Source organism: Paenibacillus arenilitoris, assembly GCF_014705655.1.
GTDB lineage: Bacteria > Bacillota > Bacilli > Paenibacillales > Paenibacillaceae > Pristimantibacillus > Pristimantibacillus arenilitoris.
Genome location: NZ_JACXIY010000013.1, coordinates 149828 through 165937, shown reverse-complemented (window position 1 = coordinate 165937; position 16110 = coordinate 149828). Strand labels below are relative to the sequence as shown.

The following is a 16110-nucleotide window of genomic DNA, read 5'->3' as shown; positions in this document are numbered from 1 at the left end:
CGATTGTTCTAATTGCCTGCCAGTAGCACCATCTTTTTATTCCATTTTATATGCGGATACTCAGCCTGGTATTCGGTGTTGCAACGGATTTGGGCGCAGCGCTGGCAGCCCGGTAGGAATTACGGAGTGTATCGGGCCATCCAAGCTTTCTGCCATTCTTGAAACGACTTTGGTTGAATTTCCTCCAGCGTCTTGCCGTCCATGGACCAGTATCCGCCGTCGTCCCGTCTGCGATAAGGAACGGACGTTCCGCCAAATGGTTGGCCTTCGCTGGAATAAACATAGACTTCGACTTTTCCTTTGGCAAGCGGATGATCTTCCACGACGAACTTGTCAATGATAATTTCTTTTCCCACATAATTCAGAGGGTCGACGGACTGCAGCCCCCAATACATCATGTAGGGAAGTTCCGTCAGCTTTTCTTTGGTCAGCGTGTAAGAGTGAGCTACTCCTTCATAGGAATTAACCTTGTAATCCTTCGCTTCCAGAAGCGCCTGCGAGGCGTTTGCTCGACTGTCGCGAAGCGGCACTTGCTTTTCTTCGTTGGCGGCAGCGGCGCAAGCCGTGGACATTGCTAACAGTAGGAGCGCGACGATCAACCTCATTCGCATTCTTTCAACCCCCTTGTATCCTCTCTAACCACCAGACGAACGCACGAACGTGGTTGTTGCACTGCCACTTCGCATGCGAAAGGAACTTGCCGTATTTCCGTTTGCATAGTCGGCTTAATAATCATTATTGTTCATGTTCCCTTGTTCCTTCTGAAAGTTCCTCATAACTGCCCTGATCATGTAATAAGGACCAGCTGCCGTGGCAACTGATCCTTATCAAAGTTCTAATGTCCTTTTAACAAATACTGTTCGATGATCGGCAAATCGGGCGGACTGATATCAGCCGGCATTTCCTTCGCATCAAAAAAGCGTAATTCCATCGTTTCTTCTCCATCCATTTCTAACGAGCCGCTATAATCATGGCATTGATACGCGGTTACGACATTATACACTTCGTCGCCATGAGGATATTTGTAATAAAACGCATGGCCTGAAAACACATCAAACAAGGTTAACGCGTTCGCGATTAAACCTGTCTCCTCAAAAAGCTCTCTCTTGGCCACTTCCGGGAGACTCTCGCCCGGCTCTAATGCGCCGCCAGGCAGTCCCCATAACCTATTGTCGGTTCTGCGCTGCAATAATAGCCGATTCTTATCGTCGACCAATAACACGCATGCGCCAGCCATGATTATGGGGCGTGTGCCTATAAGCCGTCTTAATTCCTTCATGTAACCCAAGATCATTACTCCTCTGAAAGTGATCGAATTCTACGGACTGTTTACCAAAAAACGGAGCTCCCGATTATCCGAGAGCTCAATTCGTCCGAATACATTATAGATTTCCGCTCCATTCCGGTCAACACTCAGCTCATTAGTTCGGCCGGCAATCCGTGAAGGCACATTTGGACGCAGTCCGTGTTTTGTTTTAACGCCCGAATCGTATGGGGATGCGGATGCGCATAGATTTTCGGATAATCTATTTCGTTGCAAGCTTCCCGTACGGGGAAAGCGAGCTGTTCCCCATGCAGCGAAAATTCGGCATGAACGCCCGGCTTATTGCCCCGCGCATCGAGTCTGATCCAGCGGCCAAGGGACTTCAAGAAAACGGCATTTAGAGCATGAACGCAGTAGCCGGTATCCGGCGCATCGCCCAAAGTAAGCTTCTGATAACAAAAGCCCGCAGGAACCCCTTGGCTCCGCAAAACCGCGCATAGCAAATGAGACTTGGCGTAGCAGATGCCTTCCTTGAAATAGAGAACCTCCGACGCTTTGCGCGTAATTCGCGGGCTTTGAATATCCCAGGAATGCGAAATTTCGTCCCGGACGAATCGATATGCATGCCCTATGAACTCTTCATCGTTAGACGAGATTGCATATAACTCGGCCGCCTTCTCTCTGATGGAAAGATGGCTGAAATCTACTTCTTCCGATTCTGCCAAATAGTCTTCCAAGGAATCGGATTCGGTTATGAATATCAAAGAGGCCACCTCCCTATAAACTAGACAATACCGAGAACAAAAACCAACAATGCTGCATACCTTTTTTTCATGCTCCCTCCGATTACGCGATTATCTAAAAGCGTTAATCATCCAGCGAAATATCGATCCTGCCGTCTTTCGTTTCAAAACCGACTTCCTTCTCGTCTCGCCAAATCGGATGATCAAGCCCTAAGGTTTTCCGTGCGTTTGGGTATCGATCTCGATCTTGGTAATGAACAATGATTTTGAAGTTCTGTTCGGCCAGCTTTTTCATTACAATTCCCGACTTTCGATAAAACTCATAAAAGTATTGGCTCTCGCCCAAAGTGGCAACCCGATGCTTGATGATCAGCGTTTCAGTCCCTTTTGGGGAAACCGCATAGTCGTAATGCCAGCCATAAAATAAAAATCCTAATCGAAATAGAATTAAAAATAAGATTAGCACGGAAACGGGAATCCATAGGATCTTCTTTTTGGAGATAAAGAATAAGATTACTAACGACACGACATTAAACAGAATGGGCATATGCCATCCGGAAGTGTGCAAGAAATAAACCGCATAGTCATTAATGCTTAATAGGATGAATATTACATCTATCCCGGCCAGTGCCGCCAAGAAGAAAAATACGGTTTTGTTCTTTGTTCCCGTACCCCTTCGAATCATATTTGCTCCTCCTACACATTGATGTTCCAAATCCTTCCTCTTATTCGACGCGCGGAAGGAAGCCATTGTTGCGCAAGAGGTTAGCGGCATTAAAAAAAGCGCCTATTCAGGCGCAATGGTCTTGCCGATAACGCTCGTCATATAGTTGATCACCGAATGGGATACGACATGCCGGTCGCGGTATATCGAGCTTACGGCATCCGGATTGGCGCTGAGAATGCCCCGCTGCAATATGGCGGCAGGGAATCCTCTCTCCGCCGCGCCGTTCGCGGTAAACGTGACGCAATACTCGGCGGAGAAGCCGGAGACGACGACAAACTCGACGCCCTGATCGCGAAGCATCTGCTCCAGATCCGTTTTCCAGAAGGCGTTAGAATACTCCTTCTCCACCCGCAGGTCATTCGGTCCTACGACCACCTCCGGGATAATCGATCTCGCTTCCGGATCGGCGTCGTGCTGCGCCCCTTCCATATCCTGAATGTGAATAACGGGCTGCCCCGCCGCTCTGAGCAAGCCGGACACGTAATTGATATATTCGCAAGTTTCCGCCACTCGGTGCTTGTCCGCCACCTCATTCATGAACAAGCGCTGCATGTCCACGATCAGCAAACCGATTCTCATCGCTATCCCCTTCCCTTCATCAGGCTTCATAGTAGATGATACTCCCGCCGGCTAAATAAAAGCAACCGGTTTCCCATCCGTACGCGATCACCCGCCATGAAGCGCCGCTGCCGGTCAGGTCAAAATAGTATCGGTCGTTATATACTCGGCCCCGGCTTCTATGAAGGGCATAGCGTCCGCACGCGAATTGAGCGTCCACATCGAAACCTTCGTTCCGAGCTTCGCCAGCCTCTTGATGTCCGCCGCCGAAGCCGACTTGTAATCGTAATCGAGAAAGGCCGGGCTTAATTGTTCAACGAGATCCAGATCGGCGAACGAGGGGCGGCCGGCCGATAAATATCCGAGCGGAACGTCGCGGTCGATCGCCCGTACCTTCTTCAGATCGTCGGCATTGAAGCAGATGAAGCTGCACTGCCGCAGCATGCCGCACCGATCGACAAGCGCTACTAGATCGATCAGGTTCCGATCATGATGGTACAGCTCGATTTCAATGAATGCGTGCAGCTGATAGTTTTTGCAAACTTCCAAAACCTGTTCCAAAGCCGGGATGCGGAGTCCGGGATATTGCTCGATCTGACGGCCGCTCACGATATTCAATTTGCTTATCTCTTCGAAGGAGAAGTTTTGTACGATTCCCGTACCGTCGGTCATTCGATCCACCGTACGGTCGTGGTGAACGATCCAGCGGCCGTCCGTCGTACAATAGGTATCGCATTCGATACCCCAGAACCCGGCTTTTCCCGCCAGCTCGAAAGCGGGAATCGTATTTTCGGGCGCTTGCATGCTCAGCCCACGATGAGCGACATATTTGGTTGGCACAATGTAACCCTCCCGTCTTCGTTTCCTTACGTTCAACCTTTGACGGAACCCAGCATGGCCCCTTTATTGAAATGCTTTTGCATGAACGGATAAATCAATAATAACGGAAATGCCGTCAATACGATAGCCGCCATCCTCGAAGCCGGCGTGTAGCGGTACGAAACGCTCGATGCGTTGGTGATCGTCGTATCGTTCGATATACGAAAATACCTTGACAGATCCTTTCGGTTCTATCAAGGCATTTGTTGTTAACTTATTGTAAATGGCCGGTCGATCGATCCAGGCCATACTTTCCCGGCACATTAGACGTTACAAGGCCCGCATCCGGTTGTTTCTCGGATGATGCTCGACCTCTGCAAGCCCCAATGCTTCCATCAGCGGCGGAATGTACATGCCGAAGCGGCCGCGGTACCCTTTCTTCAAGCCGTACCATCCGCCGGCCGGATTGTCGGCCGAACGTCCCCATGCTTCGACGGTGCCTTCCTTCGCGGGCTTCTGCTCGTCCGCGCTGCCCAGCTCCATCCAATCGCCGTGCCGCTTCAGCATGGCATGCAGGTCGCCGATGCAGCGATAGTCGTAATACAGCACCGTTTTGCCTACGGTACACACCAGTATTTCCTTCCCGTCCTTCTCGTCCATGTACATTTCGTACTCCGACGTCTGCGGCGGCGTCTTCAACTTCCAGGGGTTTTCTTTCGTCCCCGATTCGGTTGCCATGATGCGTTCTCCTTCCGAATATTCATTAATTGCTGCATCGCTTCAATATAACATAGCCGGCGCGATTCCGCCTTAATCTTTGTGCGGGAGGATTGATCTCTCGATTCCAAAGTCAAAAAAACGGAGCCGTCTCTCCGGTCGCTGGATGACCTTTGGAGACAGCTCCGTATGACCTGATGAAACGGCCCTGTGTCTAAGCCGCGACGCGATTCTACGCCTCCTTGCGAGCACGGCGATGGTTGTCCCCGAGGACACTGGAAAGCTTGCGTTCAAGCGCGATCGCCATTTTTTCAACCGGGGAAACCGGCTCTTATTCAACCATTCCGTAAAATTTCCAGTTAGGAACTGCTTACCTTAGCAGGTTTGTTGCTCGGTGCAAACCACCCAATTAGAGCTATCGCTACCAATACGGTATAGAAGATGGAAGTCCAAAGCGTGCTATGAGGAAAATGATGATCCAAAACCCCGATATCCTCATGGGCAAGCGTAATGACGGCAAGCTTGACCCCGACCCAGGCAACGATCGCGTAAGCCGTTGTCTCAAGTGCCGGGCGTTGGCCAAGCAGTTTTACAAACCAAGTAGCCGCATATTTGATTAAGATTAAGCCGGCGATTCCGCCAAGCACCACGACAATAAATTGTCCGCCGTCCATCCCGCCGAAATCTCCGAGCGGCGAATCTGGCAGTCCGAGGGCAAGCGCGACCGCAGCTAGAATGGAATCGATCGCAAAGGCGAGGTCCGCCAGCGCAATTTTTCCAACCGTCGGCCAAAAGCCTTTCCCTGCCGCTTCCCGCTTCTGATCCTTGTGAATATTCTCGTTTTTCTTACCGAAACGCGCTTGGATGATGTGCTTTAGCCCAAGGTATAGAAGATAGGCTGCACCGATCGCCTGCACCTGCCAGACATTCGCGATAAAGGATATCGCAAAAAGGGCAGCAAAACGAAAGACAAATGCCATGATGATGCCATAGTTAATCGCCCGTTTCCTCTGTCCGTCCGGCAAATGCTTCGCGATGACCGCCAGCACCAACGCATTGTCAGCAGACAGCAATCCCTCCAAACCGATAAGAATGAGCAATGCCCACGCATACTCCAGCCACAATGTTTCCAACTTTAATTACTCCCCTCTGTATAGGCAGTCCACAAGTCATGTAGATAATATTCACCTGCCAGACAATAGGTATACGTAAAAATTCGCCAATGGCATTCAATTTTTCCAAACGCCTTCAGGCGGCTCCAAGTTTAACAGGCGGTCTACTGAGGAATTAATAAAAAAGCTCTCCGGAAATGACTTCCGGAAAGCTCTGTTTTGTACGGAGTCGTTGAAAAAAAGCGGTTGCGCCGTCAGCCGGGGCCGGAAAGCTTCCCGAATGCCTGATCGACGAACCGCCGGTGCCTCTCCCGCATCCGCCGCTCGACCTCCGGGGCGAGTCCCCAGGAAGACAGCCTGCAAGCCCGCAAAGCCGCGCACAGCTCCCAGTACGGCAGGCTCGCGTCGTCCAAATCCGGCATCCGGGCAACGTAGTGCCGCGTGAGCGCCCGCATCGCTTCCTCGCCGAACGCGAACAGCGTCTCCAGCCGCGCGTTCGCGAGATCGGCCAGCGGATCCCCGAGCGCCGCGTCCTCCCAATCGATCACCGCGGCGAGGCGTCCGTCCCGCCACAGCACGTTGCCCGGCCAGAAATCGCCGTGCAGCAGCACGCGCTTATTACGCCGCTCCGGCGGCCACCCTAGTTCCAGGCAAGCCCGGATGCGCCCCTCGTCCAACGACTCGTCCAGCCTGGCGGGCCTTGCGGCGATCATCCCGGCGCAGACGGCTTCCTGCGCAGGCAAGTACCCTAGCTCGTCCCGCTTGCCTTCCACGCGGTGAATGTCCGCCAATACGCCGGCCAACTGAGCGATAGAACCGTCCAAATCCACGGGGGCGAAGTCCGCCTTGCCGTCGACGAAGGCGATCGCCACATAAGGCGAATCGAAGATTTCGCCCGATTCGTCCGCGAAATACGGCTCCGGCACGGGCAAGCCCGCGCCGCGCAGCAGCCGCAGCAGCTTATATTCATCCGCGGCGACGCGCGGATTCCGCTCCAGGTCGGCGGCGCCGTGCCGCCGCACGACCATTTGTCGCTCGCGTCCCCCCGCGAGTACCGCAAGCTCCGTCACCTGCGCGGATACGCCGCCGGCCAGCTCCCGCATGCCGAGCAGCTCGGCCCCCGGGAATGCCTTCCGGGCGATCTTCTCGAACGCTTCCCTCGTCATACTCCAATCACCTTCCGCCTTCTCTCCGCTAAAGCTCCATTATACGCCAAACTTGCACACGTGCCGCAAGTACTCCTCCATCTCGTTCAAGTCGTATTGATGCCGGATGAAGGAATCCGGGTGGATGACGATCGTAAGCTCCTCCGTAAATTTATTGCCCTCGACCGCCTGCACGAAGGTACGGACGATGTCGTGCATCAGCTCGAACCGGTTTATATTGATCCGATGCCTCCCGCTGCCCATGATCGGAACGACGAGCGGCTCCCTGCTCCCCCTTGCCGCGATATAGTGCCAGACGGCCGTTAAGCCGTCCCTTAGATCGTCCCGGCTCGGAACCGCTCTGCCGTAGTCGTTCAGCCGGGCCGTCGCGACCAGATAAGCCGCCTTGATCGTCCGGGACGCCGGCTCCATCCGAATGACCGTGCCGACGGCATATTCCTTGACCGGCTCGCCGTTGAACGTACGCATAACGTGGGACTCGCTTGCCAGCAGGCTCCCGGCCTCCCGCTCGAATTCCGCCGCGCTGCCGTAATAGCGGCTGCAGAGCTGCGCCTGCACCGACGCTTCGGAGACATGGCCGACCTTAAACCAGCCGTTGGCGGGAATAATGGCCGCGCAGCCCTTCTGCCGGAACAGATCGTCCACCTTCAGACGGATCGCGACATCCTTATCCCGCAGTCTGACCGTGCGCGTCAGGCGCGGGCGGCTCAGCCACCCGGCGATCAGAATGCCGGCGAGCAGCACGCACCAGACCGGCGGATTCCATAGCTCCACCTTCGCTTTGGACGCGTAGAAGTCGGCGAAATCGATAAACGTCCACAGAATCGCGAACGTAGAGAACCATTGCAGCAGAAACGTCCGCAGCGAGAACGAAACCTTCCAGGCATGCCTCGAAAAAAACGCTTGTACCCGCTTCACCACGAGCCCCTCTCCTCCAATCCGGCGGATGCCTTCCTACAGCCGGAAGCTCCGCACCGGCTTCTCCCGCTGAGGGACGAATTGCTGGACCTGAATCCGGACCGGTCCTTCCGGATGGCGTTCGAACCGATACGCCCGGAAATCGTCCTTGAAAAAGCTGAACTTGCGCCGGAACAGCGTCGCGACCTGCGGATTGGCCGTCGTAAAAAAGATTTGCGTCCCTCTCGCGACCGCCAGCTGCCTTAAAAAATCGAGCAGGCCGAGCACGTTCAGCTCGTCCATGTTGGCCACCGGTTCGTCCAGCATCAGAAACTTCGGCGCCGTATCCATCGCCAGATGCATGACGAAGAAGATGGCCAGTATGACCGCCGTTCGCTGCCCCGTGCTCATCTGGTAGAGGGCGCAGCGGCCTCTCCCGCCTTTTCGTACGGCCGTCAATTCGTTGTCTTCGGACAGATGAAGCCCGGCGAACTCGTTCGGCGCATGGAGCGCGACGAACAGCTTGCCGATCGCTTCGAAATTGCTCTTCACGAACTCGGCGCCGTATTCGGTCAATGGCTTCAGCCGGGAGAAGGCTTCGAGCGCCTGCCGGCACCGGGCGTTCCGCTCCGTCAGCTGCCGGAGCTCGCTCTCGCATTCCTCCAGCCTTCTCGCCTGATGCTCGATCAGGATCGCGGGCTCAAGCGCCTGTCTCAGCGCGTCGGATTCCCTCTGCAATTGAAGCAGGCATGAGCGCCATTCGGACCAGGAATCCGCGTCGCTTAGCGTAACGTTGCGTTCGGCGAGCGAAGCGAAGGCGGCCTGCATGCGGCGGAACGTCTGCAGCCTGCTTGCGGTTTCGTTAAGCCGCGCATCGGCGGCCTCCAGCTCGTCCCGGTATTGCCGCCGCAGCTCCTCCGTCCGATCGGCCCGCTCCCGAAGCGCCGCCAAGCCGGCGGCCAGCCGGTTCCCCTCGTCCGTTAACGACTCCCGCTCGCGCTGCAGGCCGGTGATGGCCTGCTCGCACGTTCCACCGGATTCGCCGGCCTCGCCGGCGAGGGCAAGCTCAGGATCGGCAAGCAGCTCGTCCAGACCGGCGAGCGCCGCCAGCGTGAAGCCTTCGCGGTCGAGCCGGCCGATTTCGTCGTCCGCGCGGCGAAGCTCCTCGCGCCACGCCTCCAGCCGGCCGCTCATTTGCATGAAGTAATGCTGCAGCGCCTCGGGGGCAAAAGACGGCCGGGCGTCGAGCCCCGCCTCCCCGGCCGCTGCCGTAATGGCGGCAAAGGCCGCCCGGTGCTCCTTGTACCGGCGAATATGCGCCGCAAGACCGTTGCGGTCCGATTCGGCCTGCTCGGCCGCAGCCCGCTTCCGCGCCTTCTCCGCCAGCCCCCTAGCAAGCGCCTCGTCCTCGGCGAGCACGCCCCGCTCGACAGCCTCCTCCAGCATATGGCGGTCTTCATAGTCGTGCCCGCATAATGGGCACTGCTTCTCTTCGCCGTGATCATGCAAGTACTGCTTGCCGAGCTGCTTCAGCTCGGAGGCCAGCCGCTTCAGCCTGCCGACCTTCCGCTCGCGCGCTTCCGCCTGCTTGGCCGACTCTTCGTACCCGGACAACGCTTCCATATAATCCGCTTCGAGCCGGGCTAACCGCCGCTCCGCATCGGGCAAATCCAAGCGTTCCACCTTCTGCCCGGCCAGATGCCGGTATTCGGCGAACAGCCGCTTCAGCCGGGCCCCCCTGCCGGTCAGCTCGGCCTTGCGCTCCTGCAGCTCCCGCCTTAACCGGCGCAGCTGCGGCTGATCGAAGATCGCTTTCGCGCTTTGCAGGCGGGCTTCGAGTCCGCCGAGGCGTCCGATCCGCGCCGTCAGCTCCGCCAGCCTCGTCTCTTCCTTGCCCGCTTCGGCCCGCAGCTCGCCGGAATCCGGCAGCTCTTCAAGCTTCGCGGCGATCGCCGACTTGTCGCCGGCAAGGCCGAGCTCCGCCTCCGCCAGCCGGTCCATGGCGGCGCCAAGCGCGGCCCCGTTATCCGGCAGCTCGCCGCTTCCGTGGAGCAGGGCGGCGCTCATGACGACGAGCCCGTCGACGATCGGAGCGAAATGCCGCTGCCATTCTTCGATCTGGCGAAGCGCGGCCTGCTCGTCCAGGGTCGGGTACGCCAGCTTGCTCGCATGGATCCATTTCTTCATGCTCATGGCGGCGGATACCGCGCGTTCGCGCATCATCTCCGACGCCCGGAAATCGTCGTTTCGCAGCGACTCCATCGCCGCCATCCGCTCGTCGATGCGCTTCTGGTCGCGGCTGCTATGCAGCTCGAACTCCCTTTTATACTGATTCCACCGCTGCTCCATCCGCTCCAGCTGCTCCCCGTAGATCACCCTGGCGAAGTCGCCGCGGAAGTCCGAACGGGCATCCGGGTTATAGCAAAACTGATAGAGGGCTTCGGAGGAGAAGTAATTATACTGATGGAACGCCCGGTTGATCTGGCTGCGCGCCCGCGGGGCGACCTTGTGCTTGTAATACGCCGTCTCCCGATCCCGCTTCTCCTGCTCGTCCGGCATGCCGTCGAACGCCTGCCCGTCGCCGGCAAAGGTGACGATCCCGTCCCAGCCCTCCGGCTCGCGCGACTGGGAGAGCAGGTTCCGCTGCACGCTGCCCGTGAAGGACAGCTCGATGCCTTCCAATACCGACGTCTTCCCCATGCCGTTCGGGCCGTGCAGCAAATTCACCTTCACGAAATCGAGCCGCGACGCATCGGCCAGCAGATGAGGCCGGAACGCCGCACCGAACTCCAGCGAGCGTATGGGGCCCGCGGGCTGCGCGGCCGGCGCTCCTCCCTGGTCGTCGCCGGCCGGACGAACGAGCGGCTGCTCCTCGCCGCGCAAATAGGATTCGATTCGGGCTTCCCGGTAATCGTCATGCAGGCAGAACGCCAGCCCCGGCGGGGCAAGCTCCCGCAGCCAGTCGGCCGACGGATCGGCCGCCGCTTCGCCGGGCAGGCTGTCCGGGATTTTGGCCGCGGGGAGCCTCTCCCGCAGCTCCGAGAAGCCGAGCACGATTTTTTTGCCGTACTTCTTGCCCCTCTCCACCTGGGCAACCTTGTCCGGCGGAAGCCTTGGCAGATCGTCGTCGGCGAGAATCAGGCATAAGTACAAATTCCAGCCCCAATCCCCGCGCAGGCGGAAGTAGAACGGCGACAGCGCGCTTTCCTCGAAAGCCGAATACGCTTCCGGACTCTCCGTCGCCGCGAGGAACCGCGCAAGGCTTAGCGGAACGAGCAAATATTGGCCGAACGCCGCGTTGTCCACCTTGTGAGTCGCCTCATACAGCTCGATGTCGCCCGGCAGCCGGTGCTTCCGTACGTAAGTGAGGCCGCAAGCGCGAATCGTTTCAATCATGCGGTCATTCAATGGAAATCCCTCCCTGCGTATAATCGGCGTCCGGCTCGACCCGGAATGGCGCGGTCATGTCGTCGTTATGCTTCGGGCAATGGTCGATTTCCCCGCTTCCCCCTATCGTCGTGAATACGCATAGCCTCTCGGCCATCCAATAGCCGCCATGCGCGTCGATCATCCGCTGCGCGATCCGTCTCATCTCCCGGCCGTCGGCGGCATAGGCAACCAACGCGCCTTCGGTAGCGTAGGGCAGCTTCGAGCTTAAGTTGAACGGCAATCGAGGCGGCGCGGCGAACCGGAACCCGCCCGGGATGCGCCGGATTTGCGACGGATAGCCCTCATGCCGCAGCCGCTTCAAGCAGCGGATCAAGCTGACGATCCGCTCGACTTGTCCTTCTCGCAGACTCTCGCAGGCATCGTCGATATGGCGGCTCACTCTCGCGCTCAGCTCGCCGTCGTCGAGCGACAGCTCCTCCGCCGCGTCATGTCCGAGGCAATGGCCGTAGAACCGGTCCTCCGCCTCGAAGCCGAAGGCGGACCGCTCCGGCAGCCGGTAATCGCCCGTTGCCTCCATGGCCAGCGGCTCCGGCACGTCACTTCGGAACGGCAGCTCCGCTTCGCCCCACCCGTCGTTCGTTTCGTTCGGAACGTACGTCCGGCAGGCTTGCACCGTTCCGCCCGGCCTGCTCATCTCCGGCCCGCCGCCGTACGGCTTGCGCACCAGCAGGAGCTGCAGATGCTCGCCCGTATGGGCGTACCACACCTTGAGCTTTCGCCGCTTGGCGAAGCCGAAGCCGAGCCCGTGCCGGCCGTTATGCTCCCGATGCCCGCGAAGCTCCTCCAGCCAATGCCCGCCGCCGTAGCTGACGTACCGCCGGTACAAGCTCGACCAAGGGGTTCGAACGGTAATAACCGGCCTCTCCTGCTCCTCGAGGCGCACCTTCGTCCCAGCGGCCCAATTGGCCGTTATATACACCGCGTGGCCGCCGCGCTCCTCGAAGAACAGGTTGTTGCGAAGCGCCGCAAGCTCCTCGTGCCTGGGCCGTTCGTTCAGCTGGGGATGCAGCAAAATGTACCTCCGCTCCCGGTCCTCCGGGAACAGCAGCCGCGATCCGCGCACGTCCGGGTGAAACGCGTCCGCGCACATAACGGAGGCCAGCCGGTTGGGGCTGTCCTGCCCGACTACGATGATCCGGTTTCCGCGGGTCATCCCGGCGCCCTCGCAGACGTACCGCTCCTCCCGCATCGGCTGCAGCTTGCTCTGCGGCACGAGGCAGAGGCGCCCGCCTTCCTGGGCCTGGAACACGTACAAGAGGACGCAGGCGAATCGATTCGCCGAAGGAATGCCGTCGATCGCTTTTCGCCCGACGCAGGCGTAGTCCCCCCACCGGCTCAGATGCTCCTGGAACTCCGGCCATGACGCCCCTTCGCAGCAGAGGCACCATAATTTACGGGGAGGAGGCTGCAGGGACGGATCGCGCAACAGCTCATCGATAAGCGCATACGGCACGCAGTATTCCGGGGTAACCAACAGGTCCGCGTTCGTCTCTCTCGCCGCTCTAAGCGCTTCCCGGCATTTGGCGATATGCCGCGGATCGGCCGTCTGCACGCCTTTGTCCGGAGAAGCGGTCAAGTCGGCCTTGGGCTGCAGGCGCATGAAGCGGAAGTCGGGCGACTCCGCCTCGAGCGCGTCGAACTTAGGAATAAGCTGAATATCTGTCTCATAGAAAGAATCCTCTAACATGAAGATCGAAATACTCATCGCGTATACTCCCTTGTTTTTGATCGTGAATGGTATAATTTACAATTCGATGCGGATCCCCTCGAACCTTCCGCGATTGAAAACCGATTTCCGTTTTTTAGTCGGCCAACCGGACCATAAGACTGAATTGGTTTTAATCGGCTCCATCTTCTCCATTATCATCATCGCCGGATTCAAATGAAAGAACACCGTCTCGGCGGGAATTCTCGATGGGTACCGGGCGTACATGAAAGAGGGTCCCTTGGCCGCGCTGCGACCTAGGGACCCGTCATTGGGCATAAATTACTCCGATAAGGTGACCGGCCATGCGCGCAAGACGTCTGCGTGAAAAGGAAATTCCCCCTTCTCTACTTTCGCCTTCAGCCTTGCCAACGCTTGAACGGCATTGTCCTTTAACTCCGGGGGATATCGGAAGGTCTCGCTGTTCGCTTCAAATTCGTCCTCGTCAACGACCTTCCACGGCTCGTCGCGGCCCTGCACCAAATCCAGATCCAGGTCGACAAAACGAAGCTCGTCCCCGTCCAGAACCGACGGCATCGCCACATTGCAATAATACGAAACCGCCCGGCCCTGTTCCAGCCCGATCGCGACGGTATGCCACTCTTTTAAGAAAAAGATTTCCAACGAGGTGTTGTCGATCGTGAACACTTTGTTCTTGGTATAATGCACGAGCCGCCTGCCGGGCCTGCACAACACGATGACGTAATCGTCCGTCTGCTCCAGCAGCTCCCCCTCCCACTCGTAATGGTTGCGATCCGGGTACTTTAACGCTTTAAGCCTGATGTACTTGCCCATCCTGTTTCCCCCGCTCTCCCTATGCCGCTTCTTATTCGGACGAATCGCCGATCCGCTTCTCGTACTTGCTGTACACCCCCATCGCATTGGAAGCCGAGCCTGCATACGTATAGCCGCAGCGCTTGTACAACTCGTTCAGCTTCGGGTTGCTCGCGATGCAGTCGAGCCGGATGCGGTCCTTTCCATCGAAGGCGATGCCGGAATCGGCCCAGCGGACGATCGCCTCGCCGAGCCCTCCGCCCGCGGCTTCGCGGTTAATGTTAAGGCGATGCAAGTAGACGGAGGACTCGTGCCCTTCCTCGCCCCACAGCTGGCGATCCCAGGCGCTCGCCTTCTGCATGAGCATGACCATGCCGGCCAGCATGTCGCCCTTCATGAACAGGTAAACCTCGCCGCGTTTGATCGCCTCCGGCGTATTGTGCGAATCCTCGCCCCGCAGCAGCGCGTTCCACTGGGCGGAGCCTTGGCTCTTCAGCCACTCGGCCGTGCGGACGAGCAGCTGAGCGACCGCCTGCGTATCCGCTTCCCTCGCTTGATAGACCTTGATGTCCGGCTGTATGATCCCGATCGGATCCGGGCGGGTAAACGTCGTCATGTCGTTCGTCCTCCATCTGGTTCTTTTGCTGCTGCCCGCATACCTTTTTCTTCCCGATCCCGCGAGGGCGCGTCCAAGGAACGGGCATTTCGGCAAAAACGGCCCGGACGTCGTCTCCGCCGGGGCCGCAAGCGGGCTTGCCGCTATTTTTTTAATACGCCTAAATATTGGATCCACGGGCCTACGTCCGACTTGTACCGTTCGGCCATCACCCGCACGATTTGCGCCATATGCGTCAGATCGTGCACGACCCACGCCGACAGCAGCTCCCTTGCCTTCACGGGACCGAACGCCGGGTGCAAGCCCGTCTGTTCCAGGTCGGCTTCGGCACCGACCAGCTCTTTCAGCTTGCGGATATTTAACGCCCGCATGTCCTGAAACTCGCGCAGCTTCTGCTCGATCGTCGCCTCCGGCTTCGCGCTCAAGTGGGCGAACCGGTCGAACGGCGGGAACGGCTTGCTCTCGCCCTCCCGCAGCATGAACGCGAGCCTCGGCATCCAGTTCGTCCGCTCCCCCTCGATAAGGTGGCCGATGACCTCGGCCGCGTTCCAAGTCCCTTCACCTTCGTTGCCTTGCAGCCAGCCGTCCGACAACCCGATCAACCATTGCGCAAGCGTCCGCGGCGTGCGCTCCAATACTTCAATCGCTTCGTCGAGCCTAAATTGCATCCGGACTTCCCCTCCCCTGACCAACGCTTGCTTCCATTATACCGTAACGGGGTGAGCCAGCGCCTCCTCCGTAATCCTTCGAATATCGACGGAAGAGGTAATCTCGTCGTTAACCATGTCGGGCAGGATGTGATTCAAAAAATACGCCACGCAGTACAAATCGATATTTTTTATTTTTATTAAAGCATCTCGGTACATTTTGACGAATTCCTTCTCCGTGTTCCCCCGCTGCAGCTCGGCAAACGCCTCGTACACCTGGTCCATCTTGTCCGCCGCTTCCAGAATCAGCCCTTCGGTGGAATCGTCCTTGCCTTCGCGGAGCTGGCGGTGGAAAATCTCCTTGAAATCCCCTGGAATGTGCTCCTCGATAAAATTGTACACCATGCCTTCTTCGACCTGCTGGATCAACGAGCGCAGCTCCGGCGAAGCGTGCTTGACCGGCGTTTTGATATCCCCGATGAAAATTTCGCCGTAGTCGTGGCTGCTCGTAATTTCATAAAGCTTCTTCCAATCGATAGTTGCGCCGTTCTTCTCTTCGATGTCCGCGAGCGTCTTGGCGTATTGCACGACTTTCCAGGAATGCGCCGCCACGCTATGCTCTTCGAACTTGAATTTGCCGGGGCACCGAATAATTCTCTCCAATTCGTTCAGCGACCTGAAATAAGTGTGGATGCCCATCATGCGTACCCCCTGCTCCATAAGTTGTACAATCGCGATTCGTACGATCAGTTTAGTATCCGCATGTTAAGGCAAAATTAACTTTTATCGTCGCGAACATTAAAATGTTGGAATTATCAAACAAATAGGCGCAAAAAAGAAGGGCCGCATTCCATGAAGGCCATTAAATCAACCTCAAAGGAACGCTCCCTTCTTCCGCCGTGCATTACTTGCCTT

Annotated in this window: 16 protein-coding genes and 1 pseudogene; all 17 read right to left on the bottom strand. The window is 57.5% G+C overall.

Annotated features, from left to right (window positions below; all coding sequences use genetic code 11):
* Positions 1-119: 119 nt before the first annotated feature.
* Positions 120-611 carry a hypothetical protein gene (locus tag IDH41_RS10755; RefSeq protein WP_223829625.1) on the bottom strand — a complete coding sequence of 164 codons (492 nt, stop codon included), beginning with the start codon at positions 609-611 and terminating at the stop codon, positions 120-122.
* 224 nt (positions 612-835) lie between these two features.
* On the bottom strand, positions 836-1288 hold the full coding sequence (locus tag IDH41_RS10750) for an NUDIX hydrolase (protein ID WP_190860848.1): 453 nt from the start codon (positions 1286-1288) through the stop codon (positions 836-838).
* A 125-nt stretch (positions 1289-1413) separates the two neighbouring features.
* Positions 1414-2028, bottom strand: coding sequence for a transglutaminase-like domain-containing protein (locus tag IDH41_RS10745; protein WP_190860846.1), 615 nt, complete (start codon positions 2026-2028; stop codon positions 1414-1416).
* A 103-nt stretch (positions 2029-2131) separates the two neighbouring features.
* Positions 2132-2692 (bottom strand): hypothetical protein, encoded by a 561-nt coding sequence (locus IDH41_RS10740; protein WP_190860844.1) that lies wholly within the window; start codon positions 2690-2692, stop codon positions 2132-2134.
* 102 nt (positions 2693-2794) lie between these two features.
* Positions 2795-3313 (bottom strand): cysteine hydrolase family protein, encoded by a 519-nt coding sequence (locus IDH41_RS10735; RefSeq protein ID WP_190860842.1) that lies wholly within the window; start codon positions 3311-3313, stop codon positions 2795-2797.
* A gap of 114 nt (positions 3314-3427) precedes the next feature.
* Complete coding sequence (locus tag IDH41_RS10730) at positions 3428-4132, bottom strand: glycerophosphodiester phosphodiesterase family protein (RefSeq protein ID WP_317890722.1); 705 nt, start codon at positions 4130-4132, stop codon at positions 3428-3430.
* 32 nt (positions 4133-4164) lie between these two features.
* Positions 4165-4269, bottom strand: a pseudogene (locus IDH41_RS31280) (ABC transporter permease); the annotation flags it as partial.
* 172 nt (positions 4270-4441) lie between these two features.
* Positions 4442-4849, bottom strand: a complete 408-nt coding sequence (locus IDH41_RS10725; protein ID WP_190860840.1) for a DUF6855 family protein — start codon at positions 4847-4849, stop codon at positions 4442-4444.
* A 338-nt stretch (positions 4850-5187) separates the two neighbouring features.
* Positions 5188-5961: a TerC family protein gene (locus IDH41_RS10720; protein WP_190860838.1), complete on the bottom strand. Its 774-nt coding sequence runs from the start codon at positions 5959-5961 to the stop codon at positions 5188-5190.
* A 233-nt stretch (positions 5962-6194) separates the two neighbouring features.
* The gene (locus tag IDH41_RS10715; protein ID WP_223829624.1) at positions 6195-7106 is read right to left on the bottom strand and encodes a phosphotransferase family protein; all 912 of its coding nucleotides are present in this window, start codon (positions 7104-7106) and stop codon (positions 6195-6197) included.
* 39 nt (positions 7107-7145) lie between these two features.
* A complete protein-coding gene (locus IDH41_RS10710; protein WP_190860836.1) occupies positions 7146-8024 on the bottom strand; it encodes a macro domain-containing protein in 879 nt (292 codons plus the stop codon).
* A 36-nt stretch (positions 8025-8060) separates the two neighbouring features.
* Positions 8061-11411 (bottom strand): SMC family protein, encoded by a 3351-nt coding sequence (locus IDH41_RS10705; RefSeq protein ID WP_190860834.1) that lies wholly within the window; start codon positions 11409-11411, stop codon positions 8061-8063.
* Positions 11404-13158 carry a hypothetical protein gene (locus IDH41_RS10700; protein WP_190860832.1) on the bottom strand — a complete coding sequence of 585 codons (1755 nt, stop codon included), beginning with the start codon at positions 13156-13158 and terminating at the stop codon, positions 11404-11406. Before IDH41_RS10700 ends, IDH41_RS10705 begins: the two co-directional genes overlap by 8 nt.
* A gap of 282 nt (positions 13159-13440) precedes the next feature.
* Positions 13441-13953, bottom strand: a complete 513-nt coding sequence (locus IDH41_RS10695; protein WP_190860830.1) for a DUF402 domain-containing protein — start codon at positions 13951-13953, stop codon at positions 13441-13443.
* A gap of 31 nt (positions 13954-13984) precedes the next feature.
* Positions 13985-14548 (bottom strand): GNAT family N-acetyltransferase, encoded by a 564-nt coding sequence (locus IDH41_RS10690; protein ID WP_190860828.1) that lies wholly within the window; start codon positions 14546-14548, stop codon positions 13985-13987.
* 143 nt (positions 14549-14691) lie between these two features.
* Positions 14692-15216, bottom strand: coding sequence for a DinB family protein (locus IDH41_RS10685; protein WP_190860826.1), 525 nt, complete (start codon positions 15214-15216; stop codon positions 14692-14694).
* Between the two features lie 36 nt (positions 15217-15252).
* Complete coding sequence (locus IDH41_RS10680; RefSeq protein ID WP_190860824.1) at positions 15253-15894, bottom strand: YfbR-like 5'-deoxynucleotidase; 642 nt, start codon at positions 15892-15894, stop codon at positions 15253-15255.
* Between the last annotated feature and the right edge of the window lie 216 nt (positions 15895-16110).

Bases quoted from the DNA above. Each gene is read 5' to 3' on its own strand.
- IDH41_RS10755 (WP_223829625.1), bottom strand. From the start codon at position 611: ATGCGAATGAGGTTGATCGTCGCGCTCCTACTGTTAGCAATGTCCACG.
- IDH41_RS10740 (WP_190860844.1), bottom strand. From the start codon at position 2,692: ATGATTCGAAGGGGTACGGGAACAAAGAACAAAACCGTATTTTTCTTC.
- IDH41_RS10735 (WP_190860842.1), bottom strand. From the start codon at position 3,313: ATGAGAATCGGTTTGCTGATCGTGGACATGCAGCGCTTGTTCATGAAT.
- IDH41_RS10725 (WP_190860840.1), bottom strand. From the start codon at position 4,849: ATGGCAACCGAATCGGGGACGAAAGAAAACCCCTGGAAGTTGAAGACG.
- IDH41_RS10715 (WP_223829624.1), bottom strand. From the start codon at position 7,106: ATGACGAGGGAAGCGTTCGAGAAGATCGCCCGGAAGGCATTCCCGGGG.
- IDH41_RS10700 (WP_190860832.1), bottom strand. From the start codon at position 13,158: ATGAGTATTTCGATCTTCATGTTAGAGGATTCTTTCTATGAGACAGAT.
- IDH41_RS10695 (WP_190860830.1), bottom strand. From the start codon at position 13,953: ATGGGCAAGTACATCAGGCTTAAAGCGTTAAAGTACCCGGATCGCAAC.
- IDH41_RS10690 (WP_190860828.1), bottom strand. From the start codon at position 14,548: ATGACGACGTTTACCCGCCCGGATCCGATCGGGATCATACAGCCGGAC.
- IDH41_RS10685 (WP_190860826.1), bottom strand. From the start codon at position 15,216: ATGCAATTTAGGCTCGACGAAGCGATTGAAGTATTGGAGCGCACGCCG.
- IDH41_RS10680 (WP_190860824.1), bottom strand. From the start codon at position 15,894: ATGGGCATCCACACTTATTTCAGGTCGCTGAACGAATTGGAGAGAATT.